The following is a 12,990-nucleotide window of genomic DNA, read 5'->3' as shown; positions in this document are numbered from 1 at the left end:
AGATCAACCTCAAAAATAAGAAGTGTTTTTTTGAGTGGTTGAGTAGGTTTTTTATTGTTTTTTTATTAACTTTTTTGACTTTTTATCTAAGCTCTAATAACAGACTAATTAATTAAATGACCAATATTAATCGAAATATAAGCATAAAAATGGCCTTATTAAAGGCGCTGGGTCATGAACATACGGGAAACTCTTATTTAAAAAATACTGAGCCTGAATAAATATATTGGTTAGTTTGCAATATTCAGTTAAATGCTGGAGGTCAAATGAAGATCAAGCAACAGGGATTTGCTATTTTAATCACCGCGATTGTATTAAGTATTGCGGGAGTCGCCTATACCGCGAGCATGGCTTATTTACAGATTATCGATAATAAAGTGTTAGGTAACTATTATCGCAATAGTGAAGCTTTTGTGAATGCAGAGTCGGGCATTAATTTGACCTTAAGCAAGCTGAAGAATGTGTCAACTGCCACTAATATGCTTGATAACCTACCTTATATTTACACCGCTTCACTTAATGCTAAGACTTCATATCAGGTCACTGTGACTCAAATAAGTAGCAATAAGTTACAGATTATCTCCGTCGGAAAATCACAAGATGGCACTGCATCAAAGCAAGTTTCAGTACAGGTTTATTACGATATTGCGTTTAATATTCCCACTGCCCCTCTTTCTAGTAATGGTAAATTACAAATAAATGCGGGGGATTCTATTAATGATGGTTGCGAAGGTTTAACTGTCGAACAATGCCGTTCTCCGGGGAGTATTGCACCACAAATTACACTTAGCCAACCAAGTTTTACCCTACCTAGCAGTGTGCTTGTTCAGACAGATGGCGATCAGCAAGTACCTGAGTTTTGTTTGGATGATTCATTACAGGTAGATAACATAAACCTGAGTGCGATTTATGGCGCGTTGTTGGATCAAGAAGGGCTATCTCGCTTTAAACAAATTAACCTAAATGAGTGGGGGAGTGCAGCTTCAGCATCGGGCTCTATTTTTGACCAAGTACAACCGATTGACGATATGAACAGCGCCACTTCATTATTTGAAAATACTTTTGGTATTACCTGGCAAGATGCAAAAGATGAGTTAACAAGTTCATCGCAAGTGGCACATATTGATATGGGAAACCTTAATAACGGTAGTTGTTCGGAGCAACTACAGAATGTGGATGATCTCATTGATATTATTTATATCACTGGAGATTGTAATATAAAGCAACAACATACATCGATAAACAGCGCAGGTAATAAACACTTTACTATTGGCTCAGTTGATGACCCTAAACTGATTTTCATGGAAGGGGGAGCTTTCACTGCCTTGCCCAACACACACAGTGCGGTGATCGGTTTATTATATTTATTGCCGGGCTCAGCAGAGGTTATCGATGAGAGCGGTAATTTTGTTTATATTGATGGTATTAAACAAACTGCACAAGACATGAGTATTGATTTAGCCGGCATTCAAGTAAATGGCGCGTTATTAAGTGAATACAGTTGCTCTGTGAGTAGTGCTGCAAGCAACAATGCTAATAACCTGCCACCCTTATCAATCCGTTACGATAAAAGCGTACTCAATCAACTTTATAAAAAATTAGGGATGACAGATGTCACAAGCAATTATCAATTAGTTGCAGGAACATGGAGAGACTTCTAATGCTCAATAATAGAAACAAGCCTCAAAACACAGGTTTTTCATTAATCGAAATTTTAATTGCTCTGATAGTGGTTAGCCTAACGGCGGTAAATATCACAGGCTTACAAAAGAAAGTGACGGAACAACAGCGTGATAATATAGCGCGAACAGCGATGATGTCATTAGTAACTGGAAAAATGGAACAGGTGCTGAGTCTCGTAAATATTAATCAGTTATCTGATTTGCATGATGTGTCGGAAACTAATATAGACATTGCCAATACTAAGTTCTCAATATCGTGGGCAATTTCAGATGTTGCTGCTGGTTTTGATCATGGTGGTGATTTTAAACAAGTGATGATGGATGTCTCATGGCTCAATGCTCAGGGAGAAGTAGAAGACTTTAAGCATGCTCAGCAAGTTAATTTAACGTTGCTGACATCAGAAACAAACAATGCTTCATCAAGCAACCCCTATGCACAGACGATTACCTCTCCGATAGGGTTAAATGAATTTATTTATTTTCAGCCAAAGCTTGAATATCAACAAGGGGCGTTTGTTATTCATGATAGTTATTTATATCAAGCCTCTGCTGGCTACGCGATGGATCTAGCTCACCCTCATTTGGTCACTGACCCTGACACTGGGATCACGAGTGCAAGTGAAGGGTGGATAGGTTTTGGGGTAATAGACGATCCTGCATTAGCGAGTAACGATGATTTAGCTGAGTTATTCATGGAATAATAACGATGTTATGATTTTGTGATAAGTAAGCTTCGTTGATATGTTATTCTTGAACTATTAAATAACACTGCACTCTAATCGATATTATTCACATGAAGGAATGTTTGGCCAATGATTGAAAGCCAACTTATTATATTACAACAAGCTAAAACATATTTAACGTCTGTTTCTGAACAGCAATATACACAAATTATTTCGCCTTACTTTATGAGTTCAGCGGGTGCACACATGCGCCACATTCTAGATCACTATTATGCGATTATTAATGGCTTGTCAGAAGGACTGATCGATTACGATAAACGTAGCCGTGGTGGCATTATTGAAAGTTGTCCGCAAGCTGCACTACAGTCGATACAAGAGATCTCTGATTTTTTAAATGCATTAACAGCGCATCAATTGCAACAAACTATCAAGTTATCAACTGAAATCTCAGTGACTGATAAGCAAGTTGCAATAGTGGATACAAGTCTTGCACGTGAGATAATCTTTACGGGTAGCCACGCAGTGCACCACTTAGCAACGATTAAGCACATTGCACAAGCTCAGGAAATAGAAGTAGAAGGCAGTTTGGGTATTGCACCAGCAACGGCGACTTTTTTACGCGCGGGTTAATATAATGTGTACATTAACATATCGTTTAAATGCTCAAGGTTATCAGCTTTTTTTTAATCGTGATGAGCAGATCACACGCGCCCAAGCTATTGCACCTAGTATTGATAATACGTTAAACGCCGCTTATCCGATTGACCCAACCGGTGGTGGCACTTGGATAGCTGTACATCAAAGCGGTGCAAGCCTTGCGTTATTAAACTATTACCAAGCGCAAATAGACCCAAGCTTGAAAACCTTTATAAGTCGTGGAGTCATTATTCCACACCTATTAAAGCAGACAGACTGTATTCATCAACAATTACTGACGATGGATTTAAGTGTTTATCAAGCGTTTCAACTCTGTGTTTTTAATCCTGATTTATCCACTCAGATTGAAAAAAAACAGCAGGCTTATCAATATATTTGGGACGGCCAACAACTTACCTTCTCTGCATTATCGGTAGACGAGTCATTACCTATCACTTCTTCAGGTGTTGATTATGAAATTGTTTCTGCTTATCGCAGAGCACAGTTTCAGAAATCGATAGATACTCAACAATCCACTACCAATGATTATATCGATTATCATCAACATCAAGGGCAATCAGGAAAGTGTTCAGTGAAAATGCACCGAGAAGATGCTCAAACAGTTAGCCTTACACAGATCTCTGTCGAGCAAAAGCAACCATTAGGTAGAAAAGTGAAAGTTGAATATTTAGATTACTTAAGTAAACAACCTGAAAAAGCACAATCACTTACTCTATAGTGTCAGAGTAAATGATTCACTTTTAGACTGCAAAGTAGTGACTGGCGGCTAAAAGCCTAGCTATAACCTAATAACCTTTTTAGCCTATTACTGTTAATAATGAGGCGGGCGCATCTCTTCTTTTTCAGAAGCTAATTGATTCGGTTCACTCTCTTTTAACTTAACTGCTAATAAAGCAACTTGTTCAATCAACTGCTGTGTACGGCGCTGTTGTTCAAAAATTTCTTTGTTTAATGTGTCTATATTATCTTCTTGAAAAGCCGCTTTCATTTCCAATTGTTCAATGCGTTGTTCTAATTCTGCTTGTTTGCTATCCATGGTGTCTCTTATAAAGGCGCTAGGGGCCAAATTTCTAATAGTCCAGCAGAGCTTTCAGTCACAATTGCTGAATCACTCCATAATGTCGCAGAGTATACTACAGCTGTTTTAGGACGTGTTTCTTTTCTTGGGGTGACAGTCCAATCTTGTTTTGCTAATCCTGTTGTAGTCTCCCATAACACTACTTTTTTTGTGCCATTACCCGTTAATAAGTATTGACCATCTTTAATGAAACGTACTGAAGAAAAAATGGATTGTCGTGCTCTATAAATGAGTGTGCTTTTTAACTTGCCTGTTTGCAAGTCCCATATCTGAGAGGCCTTTTGATTATCTGCTATAAAAGCAAAACGACCATTTTTTTCTAACCTGACCATACTAATACGTTGTTTAAAATCAAATTGTTGTATAACTTGTGCCGTGTCGGTATCCCACAGAAATGCTTGGTGATCATTACCGCCAGATAAAACATAACGACCATTACTAGACATATCGATACTGTTTATTTTTTCACGGTGTAATGGTGCTTCTAAGCGACGTCCAGTGCGTAGATTAATATGAACTAACTTACCATTAACCTGTCCATAAACAACGAATTGGCCATTTTCGGACAATTGGATATCTCTGATTGGTGAATCAGAAACTTGATAAAACCCCAGTGATTTACCTGTTTTTGTATCCCATAATGCAAATTCGTCACGGCTGGCAGATAATGCAACACTGTTATTTGATGATAAACGCACAATAAAAACATCGTTGTTTTGCCCCTGGTGATGATACCAGTTGAAAAGCAGTTTATTATGTCGATTATCCCATAAACTGATGCCATGGTGGATCGATGATGTCAGTGAATAATCTCCATTTTGAGAGAGTTCAGCTGCAAAGGCACCTTGCACAGCATGTTCATATTGCTGAGTCGGTTGCGAGTATTGCTCACAAGCAGTTAAAAACAAGCAGGTTGTGAGTAAAATAGTTTTTAAGGTATTAGCTAATGGCATGATTAAATTGTCTTTGTTGATAAACAGCTTTAAGGTTAGTATAAGTAAACTGTTTTAGATACTTGCTTTACAACTTTTTGAAGTAAAATCAAAGCTATCTGTTTTAATTTAATATTTGGAGTAACAATGAAAAACGTTTTTAAAGTTTCTTTATTAGCTGCAGCAGTTGCAATTACTGTTGGCTGTAACCAAGAAGAAGAGCAAGTAACTTCAACTCAAGAAACTGCTGCGGTAAGTTTTAAAGATGATAATGAAAAAGCGGCCTATGCAATTGGCGCATCATTTTCTCGTTATGTTTCTACTACATTGGAGAAGCAAGCTGAGTTTGGTATGACATTAGATAAAGAAATCATCCTGCAAGGTATTACAGATACATTACGTGATAACTCTAAATTAACAGATGAAGAGATGATCGAAACGCTAAAAGCGTACGATACAAAAGTGAAAGCGGCTGCTGAAAAAGTACAGCTTGAAGCGGCAAAAAAATCAGCTGCTGAAGCAAAAGCATTCTTAGATGAAAATGCAAAAGTGGAAGGTGTAACCGTAACTGACTCTGGTTTACAATATTCAGTGATCACTGAAGCAGAAGGTTCAAAACCTGCTGCAGAAGATACAGTGACAGTTCACTATGTAGGTACATTAGTTGACGGTACTGTTTTTGATAGTTCTATAGAGCGTGACCAGCCAGCTAAATTCCCGCTAAACCGTGTTATTCCAGGCTGGACTGAAGGTGTTCAGTTAATGAGTGTTGGCGAGAAATACAAGTTCGTTATTCCTGCTGAATTAGGTTACGGAGAGCAAGGTGCGGGCTCAATCCCACCGGGTGCAACGCTTATTTTTGAAGTTGAATTATTAGACATTGAACCTGCAGAAGCAGAAGAAGCACCGGCTGCAGAATAGTATTATAAGCAATAGCTATTTTAAGTAGTGTTATAGAAAGGTCGCGAAAGCGGCCTTTTTTATTGCTGGTATTTATTATTACCATTTATTGCTGCTATTTATTGCGATTATGTCTTGTTGATATGTAGTGTATTCAGTATTGCTGCTCTTTTAAGCTTTACCCTTAACTTGCATCATTACGCTCAATGCTTTGTAAAATCCATTGTCCAGACCTAAAGGATAAATGACAAACACTAGCATTATGGACGTTAAACATTCGTGGTGCATCCACTGGAATTCGCAGGATTTTTTTAATTAACATCACTATTGATAAACCATGCGTCATTACTGCAATCGACTGATCTTGATGCTGCTTGTTCAGCGCATTAATTTTATCAAACAAGCGTGTTTGCACCTCGGCTAAAGTTTCTCCCTCGTCAATTCTATAACCTAATTCAGCCGAAAATAAACGAGTCAGCTTCTCTCTATCTTTATCCGTTAGTTGGCGTTTTGCTTGGCCATCCAAATAATCATAACTAATTTCACGAAGTTGAGGGCAAGTTTGTAACGGCAATTGCTTTGCCTTAGCAAGCGGCGCAGCTGTGGCGACTGCTCGGCCTAAATCGCTACTATAAAATTGCTGTAACGGAATATCATTAAAATAACTAATTAGATTAGATGCTTGCAGATGGCCTGTTTCAGTCAAAGGGCTATCGGAATGACCTTGAAAATAGCCAAGTTGGTTAAATAATGTTTCACCGTGGCGAATTAAGTATAAATCAGTCATCGTAACCTCTCCTCAGAATAAACGTTTATTAACGTCTCTTAGGGTTTACTCAGTTATCGTTCTGTTTTTGCTGCGAGTTATTATCAGTATTGATCTTGGTACATTGCGATACTACGCTGAAATAAGTCTCTAATTCAAGAGGGCGGAATATCTTAAGAAGCTCTATCATAAACCCGATCATAAACATCAGATAAATACACAATTCCAGCGACAAAGAACAGCCTACCATCTGCTATTTATTTCACAGAGGAATTCCCCCTAAAAAAGGCAAATAGTGTATCCTTAGCCGATAATTTTTTAGTAGAAAAGATAGTTGCAGTTAAAGCCTATTGATTCAATGTTTTATAACAAATGACTCTAAAAAATGAAGCAAAGACAGGAATAATTAATCTCGAACGCTTCAAAACAATATTGAGTCAAAATACCAAGTAGCAAAATTAACTGTGTTTAAGGTGAACAATGTTTGATGTAATTATTATTGGCGCAGGTGCGTCAGGTTTGATGTGTGCAATTGAAGCGGGTAAACGTGGCCGTAAAGTATTACTCATTGAACACGCAAAGCGTATTGGCCAAAAAATAATAATGAGTGGTGGTGGACGTTGTAACTTTACCAACTTATATGTAGAGCCGAGTAATTTTCTATGCAGTAATCCACACTTTGTAAAATCCGCATTAAGCCGATACACACAGTGGGATTTTATTGCGCTGGTGGACAAACATAATATCAGCTGGCATGAACGCGACCACGGGCAACTATTCTGTGATGATAGCGCAAAGCAAATAGTAAAAATGCTATTAGATGAAGCACAAGCTGCCGGTGTAACTATTAAAACGCAATGTGAAGTCATCGATCATCAGCAGATAGCTGACAACGACTTTGCTGTACAAACCAACCAAGGTGATTTTAAATGCCAGTCATTAGTAGTTGCGACGGGGGGGCTTTCACTGCCTAAACTCGGTGCGACTCCTTTTGCTTATCAATTGGCTGAAAAATATGATTTACCTGTAAAGCCGACTCGTGCAGGATTAGTGCCTTTCACATTACAACCGGTGCTCAAAGATAAGCTCGTTGAATTATCTGGAATTAGTTTTCCTGCTACAGCCACCGCGATAAAAAAAGGTGCGTCAAAGAAAGACCATCCAATGAGTTTTAGTGAAGCGCTTTTGTTTACACACCGCGGCTTAAGTGGTCCTGTTATTTTACAGATATCAAACTACTGGCAAGCTGGTGATACCATCTTAATAGATCTATTACCCAGTCAGGATCTGCAAAGTTTATTGATACAAACACAACAAGATCGCCCTGAACTAGCCCTTAAAACACTGCTGTCTCAACACCTACCTAAACGCGTGGTGGAGTGTTTGTTAGGATTGGCCGAAATTGAAAGTCGCCCGTTAAAACAGTTCAATGAAAAAGAGCTACAACAAGTTGTGGCGTTATTCCATCAATGGCAACCGTTAATTAATGGTACCGAAGGGTATAGAACGGCAGAAGTGACACTAGGTGGTGTTGATACCGATGTGATCTCCTCTAAAACCATGGAATGTAAATCCGTTAAAGGCCTATATTTTGTTGGGGAAGCAATGGACGTGACCGGTTGGCTCGGGGGCTTTAACTTTGCATGGTGTTGGAGCTGCGGCTGGGCAGCAGGTCAAGATGTTTAATTTGTAGCGAAGCATTATAAATTTAGACAAAGGTACTAAAAGCTAGACAAAGGTAATTAAATTTAGACAAATTAACGTTTGTCTAAATTTACCTGTAGTAGTTAGAAGGGGAACATATCTATTGACTTATGCTTGTATAATTCTTAGTTTGCTAGTTTCAATTTCTTCTGAAAATCCTAAGCTCGTTCTCAATCACGACAGTAATTAGCTAAATCGTTTTCGTCTCTAAAGTCCCTCAGAGATGAACATTAATTTGTAAAGGCATAAGGTAAGATCTGCCCCTCTTCCCTTCAGACTATTCAATATATAATGTTAGATAAGTGATTCAGCTTGGTATTAATGACTACATTGCTATTCAATGACAAAGTTACTTGGTATATCACGAGTAATAAATTTTGCTGAAGTAGACTCTGAAAAACTACTGAAATAAAAATGTTATAATCTGATCAGAATGGATAGTATTAATATTTTCTCATCTTATTAACCAATATGAAGAAACTACTTTTTAGCTCTCTTTCGCAAGAATATCTACTCAGAAACCTGATATAAAGTTACTAATTAAAAGTTATTGGCTTTTTACTACTCGTCTTTTCATATAGGTAATAAACGTAATGTCCTCAAAAAAAAAGAATCGAAATCCGAAAGGATTTATACAAAAGCATGGACTTTTATCTGGTTTATTTAGCGTTATTTTTACTGCTCTAATTACCATTTACCTTTCAGCAACTTCTAACAATCAAGGCTCTTTTCACCAAATTAACAATAACAGTAGTGCTGGCATAATAAATACAGGTCAAGGTGATATAAATATAACTTATAAAGGCTTATCTCAAAAACAGTACAATTTATTACTGACAGTACTGGAAAATATAACCTCTAATGAGCAATCCTCTCATAGGCTCCTTGATCATCTTCTTGAGCAAATAGATGTTAAAAATATTGAAATTAATGATTTGATCATAAGGGTTGAAGAATTCAAGCAGAAAATTAATGAACTAATGATAAATGACTCGGTGTCTTCTGAGGTTAAAGAGTTAATTAAGCATGGAAAGTTAGATGAGGCAGAAGAGTTAGTTGATAGCTTGCAAACAGAGGTAATACAAGATCAAGAAAAAATTTTAGCTGGTAAATTTTTTGAGATTTCACTCATCAAGCAATTAAATTTTAAATATAAAGAAGCGCTGCTAAATATTGAAAAAGCAGTCGTATTGCAACCAATTAACCTTGGATATCTTAGACAAGCTTCATATTTAAATCTTGTGATGGGAAACTATGATGAAGCTATCATTCATGCCGATTTAGCTCTTAGTGCGAGTCTAAATAAATATGATGAAAACCATATAGCTGTAGCAACTGCATATAATAATCTAGGGCTTCTATATGGATCTACAATGCATTTAAAAAAAGCATTACACTACATTGAGTTATCATTGAAAATAGCATTGCAAAGTGTTGATGAAGAAAGTCGTGAAATTGCTACTAAGCAAAGCAATCTAGGTTCTATTTTGCTTAAAATGGGGAAGGTAGATGAAGCTATTTACCATCATAAATTGACCCTTAAAATTTTTTTAAAGTTATATGGTAAAGATGATTATAGAGTTGCAACTGCTCGCAACAACCTTGGTCTAGATTGGTATTACAAAGGTGAATTCGATAAAGCTTTAACTTATATTGAGTTAGCATTAAATAGTGACTTAAAAACTTTCGGTGCTGATCATGTTGCAATTAGACACAATAACCTTGGATTGATTTGGTTTGGAAAAGGTGAATATAATAAAGCTATTATTTATTTTGAGCTCGCTAAAAATAGCTTTTTAAAAAATTTTGGTAGCGATTACTTTGGCCTTACAGATGTATATCACAGTATTGGTTCAGTCTGGTATGCAAAAGAAGATATCACTAAAGCGATTGAGTATTTTGAATTAGCCCTAAACAATATTCTTTATAATCAAGGTGAAAAACATCCTGTAATTATTAAAATATATACTGATCTAGGGAATTCATGGTTTAAAAAAAGTGATTCGAATAAGGCCATTGATTATTTTGATTTAGCTCTTAAGTCTCAATCGAGTATATTTGGTGAAGAAGCATCACAAACTGCTTTTTTTCGTAAGGATGTAGCTCGTGTTTTTTTGCGTAACGGTGAGCATGACAAAGCAGTTTCACTTTATGAATTTTCACTTGTCAAAGCACGATATGAACTAGGTGAAAATAACATTGCAGTTGCTACTATTTATCGAGAGTTAGGGAAGTTATATTTAGTAGTGCAAAAAAAATATAGTAAATCTATAGAATATTTAGAAAAATCCCTTCGTGTGTATATCGGCGCTTTCGGTGAAAACTCTGTTCAAGTTGCCAATATCAACGCCGACTTGGCTCTAGCGTTCTCACAACAAGGAGAATTCGATAAAGCAATAATTCATTATGAAAAGTCCTTAAACTATCTTAAAGAAAAATTAGGAGAAGCTGATCCTAATACAAAAATAGTTGCCCATAACTTTACTAAACTAAAGTTATATTTAGCAAATAAAGAATCACAAAATTAGAGTATATTAATATTTTAAGTGATTTTTTAGGGGGAAATGCTGAATGTGGCGAAACCTATCCCTCAATACACAACCAACTGAAGCATAGTTGTTGGGGTATAGTATTTCATTTTGTATTATTTAGTAATTAGAATCTGCTCTAAGCTTTTACCCTAGAAATTTGTGTCGAAACTGCACTAAAGGGCGGGGAACTATAATATGTGGCTAATCTTACTTCGCCACAGCATAGTTTAGTGCTCAACTAATTTTAGCCACCTAGTTAGAGGATAATCACGAACATCCTTTTTTAGAAAATATGCTAATTATTGAAAAGGGTAAAATGGAATGGGTCTGTGAGGTTGTTATCGTAATAAAAAAAAACGCAGCGAGGCTGCGTTTTAATATAGTTGTTTAATCGAGTAGGTTAATTTAAATTAACTTCTTCTTCTTCTATTTCATCATCACTTTCAGGTTCAATCAGTTCTGGCTTTTCATGTAAATCAGCTTTTAATTGACCTTTACGGTGTTTTAACACGGTATCTAATTTTTTAGCGGCACTTGTAATCGCTGGATACATAACAGCATTGTTACCATTAGCTGCAATGCTGGTTCCTTCATAATTGGTGCGAATTTCAACATTAAACTCACCATGATCTTTGGAAATGATAATATCTAGCGAGATAAGTGTGGGGAAGTGGGTCGATATTTTAGCGAATTTTTCTTCTAAGTGCTCTTTAATGCTATCAGTAATATCAACATGGTGACCGGAAATATTTATTTTCATAGATTGCCCTTAATAGATTGATCGTTCATTACCTTTGTATACTTGCATAAATAAACTCGTTGTACAAATACAAGCGTATATAATTAGAAATCAAATAATTGGATTGTCCTAGCCTTGTTTACGTCAACAGAATTTACATAGTGACCCATAACTCACATTAACAAATAACAGGGGCAATAGGCGCCTAAATATGCATCAGTTGGCCAATAACTAAATGGTCATTTTATCCTAAAGCAAGCATCACATTGGTTAATTAATTGGGTCACAAGTTAATGATTTGTAAGTCGGCCTATGCGCGTTACTCCATAAGCCGATAAAGCTTGTATTGTTTTTAATTACGTCAAACTATTTATTTTAGTGCTTATAGAGTAAGTATTTGAGCGAAGACATTTGCCTGAATACGAAAGTGTGGCCAAAATCAGTTGACCACTACACTAGCTGATTTAGGACTTGGTGAAACATATAAATTTCAGAAGCTGAAGGTTCAAGAACGAACCTTGAAGATACGTAAACTGCTTATAAACGTTAATCTACTTGCTCATTATTGATAGATAACTCGATTTGCTCAACGTAATTTTTTGTTGATAACAATGGCAGTGGACGTCCTAAACCGAAGAAAGCATTAACATGTTTGATAGCAGGTATCTTTCCACTTTCTTTAAATACTGCTGTTGTTGTCGCTTTAAGTTCAGCTAAATTGATGCGATGTTCAGCGCCGAATGTTTCAACTGGTTTATAGGTCGTTTTTTCTGAAAAAATATTTGCGAAGTCGCTGTAGCCCATTTTTATATCCTTAAATATCATCATTATTGTGGTGTTAAGTCATCTTAATAAGTGCACTTATAAAAGTAAGAACACTAAAACACCTGAAATTATTATACTTACCTTTAATGCCTCTATTGAAAATAAAGGTAACCTAATTTTTAATAGAAGCTTTTTAATCTCCATTAGAAAATACTTCAAATTATGAGATGAAATATTAACAGAATCCCAATAGTTACGTTACTTTAATGCCATGATTACTTTAGTCTGAATCCATATTTTGGTGCTAAATGCTTTAATGGGGGTTATCACTTATTTGTTTTTTTGTTATTTGTTGGAGTGTCAGGTTGTGCACCGTAAAACATTAGGGAATACTCATCAGTTTGCCCTGATCCAGATTTAAGCTATTTTTTGATAATGGTGCTTTAGATATTTGAAGATAGTTTGTTATGTCTTATTTCGACAACTGCGTCAATCTGCGACAACCTGCTATAACTTCGACAACCTTAAGAACTGCTTATAGATAAGCCTTATG

The 12,990-nt window shown here is 36.3% G+C and carries 12 protein-coding genes; 7 read left to right on the top strand and 5 right to left on the bottom strand.

The features are described from left to right. Positions 1-266 precede the first annotated feature (266 nt). From H5084_RS11235 to H5084_RS11220, 4 genes are all read left to right on the top strand, one after another. Positions 267-1,661 (top strand): hypothetical protein, encoded by a 1,395-nt coding sequence (locus tag H5084_RS11235; protein WP_182690511.1) that lies wholly within the window; start codon positions 267-269, stop codon positions 1,659-1,661. Next, a complete protein-coding gene (locus H5084_RS11230) occupies positions 1,661-2,383 on the top strand; it encodes a prepilin-type N-terminal cleavage/methylation domain-containing protein (RefSeq protein WP_182690510.1) in 723 nt (240 codons plus the stop codon). The genes H5084_RS11235 and H5084_RS11230 overlap by 1 nt, the downstream gene beginning before the upstream one ends. A 111-nt stretch (positions 2,384-2,494) precedes the next feature. Continuing rightward, the gene (locus H5084_RS11225) at positions 2,495-2,995 is read left to right on the top strand and encodes a DinB family protein (protein WP_028868269.1); all 501 of its coding nucleotides are present in this window, start codon (positions 2,495-2,497) and stop codon (positions 2,993-2,995) included. A gap of 4 nt (positions 2,996-2,999) precedes the next feature. Beyond that, a complete protein-coding gene (locus H5084_RS11220) occupies positions 3,000-3,740 on the top strand; it encodes an NRDE family protein (RefSeq protein WP_182690509.1) in 741 nt (246 codons plus the stop codon). A gap of 93 nt (positions 3,741-3,833) precedes the next feature. On the opposite strand, the gene H5084_RS11215 is transcribed toward H5084_RS11220, so the two are convergent. Both H5084_RS11215 and H5084_RS11210 read right to left on the bottom strand, forming a co-directional pair. Then, the gene (locus H5084_RS11215; RefSeq protein WP_028868268.1) at positions 3,834-4,058 is read right to left on the bottom strand and encodes a SlyX family protein; all 225 of its coding nucleotides are present in this window, start codon (positions 4,056-4,058) and stop codon (positions 3,834-3,836) included. Positions 4,059-4,066: 8 nt separating this feature from the next. Beyond that, positions 4,067-5,053 (bottom strand): WD40 repeat domain-containing protein, encoded by a 987-nt coding sequence (locus H5084_RS11210; protein WP_182690508.1) that lies wholly within the window; start codon positions 5,051-5,053, stop codon positions 4,067-4,069. A 126-nt stretch (positions 5,054-5,179) separates the two neighbouring features. Between H5084_RS11210 and fkpA the strand changes: the two genes are divergently transcribed. Further along, the gene (gene fkpA, locus H5084_RS11205; RefSeq protein ID WP_182690507.1) at positions 5,180-5,953 is read left to right on the top strand and encodes an FKBP-type peptidyl-prolyl cis-trans isomerase; all 774 of its coding nucleotides are present in this window, start codon (positions 5,180-5,182) and stop codon (positions 5,951-5,953) included. 163 nt (positions 5,954-6,116) lie between these two features. On the opposite strand, the gene H5084_RS11200 is transcribed toward fkpA, so the two are convergent. Further along, positions 6,117-6,719: a histidine phosphatase family protein gene (locus H5084_RS11200; RefSeq protein ID WP_182690506.1), complete on the bottom strand. Its 603-nt coding sequence runs from the start codon at positions 6,717-6,719 to the stop codon at positions 6,117-6,119. A 459-nt stretch (positions 6,720-7,178) separates the two neighbouring features. Between H5084_RS11200 and H5084_RS11195 the strand changes: the two genes are divergently transcribed. Further along, positions 7,179-8,384, top strand: a complete 1,206-nt coding sequence (locus tag H5084_RS11195; RefSeq protein ID WP_182690505.1) for an NAD(P)/FAD-dependent oxidoreductase — start codon at positions 7,179-7,181, stop codon at positions 8,382-8,384. 611 nt (positions 8,385-8,995) lie between these two features. Beyond that, complete coding sequence (locus H5084_RS11190) at positions 8,996-10,930, top strand: tetratricopeptide repeat protein (protein ID WP_182690504.1); 1,935 nt, start codon at positions 8,996-8,998, stop codon at positions 10,928-10,930. A 403-nt stretch (positions 10,931-11,333) separates the two neighbouring features. Here H5084_RS11190 and hpf read toward each other — a convergent pair whose 3' ends face one another. Together hpf and H5084_RS11180 are read right to left on the bottom strand one after the other, a co-directional pair. Then, the gene (hpf, locus tag H5084_RS11185) at positions 11,334-11,693 is read right to left on the bottom strand and encodes a ribosome hibernation-promoting factor, HPF/YfiA family (RefSeq protein ID WP_028870466.1); all 360 of its coding nucleotides are present in this window, start codon (positions 11,691-11,693) and stop codon (positions 11,334-11,336) included. Positions 11,694-12,218: 525 nt separating this feature from the next. Further along, a complete protein-coding gene (locus H5084_RS11180; protein ID WP_028870465.1) occupies positions 12,219-12,476 on the bottom strand; it encodes a hypothetical protein in 258 nt (85 codons plus the stop codon). Between the last annotated feature and the right edge of the window lie 514 nt (positions 12,477-12,990).

It is taken from the genome of Psychromonas sp. SR45-3, from assembly GCF_014163575.1.
In the GTDB taxonomy this organism is placed as follows: domain Bacteria; phylum Pseudomonadota; class Gammaproteobacteria; order Enterobacterales; family Psychromonadaceae; genus Psychromonas; species Psychromonas arctica.
Note: the sequence above shows the minus strand (reverse complement) of the source record. Positions and strands in the feature narration are given on the sequence as shown.

Excerpts from the sequence above, each read along its gene's own strand:
- H5084_RS11190 (WP_182690504.1), top strand. The coding sequence starts at position 8,996 with ATGTCCTCAAAAAAAAAGAATCGAAATCCGAAAGGATTTATACAAAAG.
- H5084_RS11220 (WP_182690509.1), top strand. The coding sequence starts at position 3,000 with ATGTGTACATTAACATATCGTTTAAATGCTCAAGGTTATCAGCTTTTT.
- fkpA (WP_182690507.1), top strand. The coding sequence starts at position 5,180 with ATGAAAAACGTTTTTAAAGTTTCTTTATTAGCTGCAGCAGTTGCAATT.
- H5084_RS11215 (WP_028868268.1), bottom strand. The coding sequence starts at position 4,058 with ATGGATAGCAAACAAGCAGAATTAGAACAACGCATTGAACAATTGGAA.
- H5084_RS11235 (WP_182690511.1), top strand. The coding sequence starts at position 267 with ATGAAGATCAAGCAACAGGGATTTGCTATTTTAATCACCGCGATTGTA.
- H5084_RS11200 (WP_182690506.1), bottom strand. The coding sequence starts at position 6,719 with ATGACTGATTTATACTTAATTCGCCACGGTGAAACATTATTTAACCAA.
- hpf (WP_028870466.1), bottom strand. The coding sequence starts at position 11,693 with ATGAAAATAAATATTTCCGGTCACCATGTTGATATTACTGATAGCATT.
- H5084_RS11180 (WP_028870465.1), bottom strand. The coding sequence starts at position 12,476 with ATGGGCTACAGCGACTTCGCAAATATTTTTTCAGAAAAAACGACCTAT.
- H5084_RS11225 (WP_028868269.1), top strand. The coding sequence starts at position 2,495 with ATGATTGAAAGCCAACTTATTATATTACAACAAGCTAAAACATATTTA.
- H5084_RS11195 (WP_182690505.1), top strand. The coding sequence starts at position 7,179 with ATGTTTGATGTAATTATTATTGGCGCAGGTGCGTCAGGTTTGATGTGT.
- H5084_RS11230 (WP_182690510.1), top strand. The coding sequence starts at position 1,661 with ATGCTCAATAATAGAAACAAGCCTCAAAACACAGGTTTTTCATTAATC.
- H5084_RS11210 (WP_182690508.1), bottom strand. The coding sequence starts at position 5,053 with ATGCCATTAGCTAATACCTTAAAAACTATTTTACTCACAACCTGCTTG.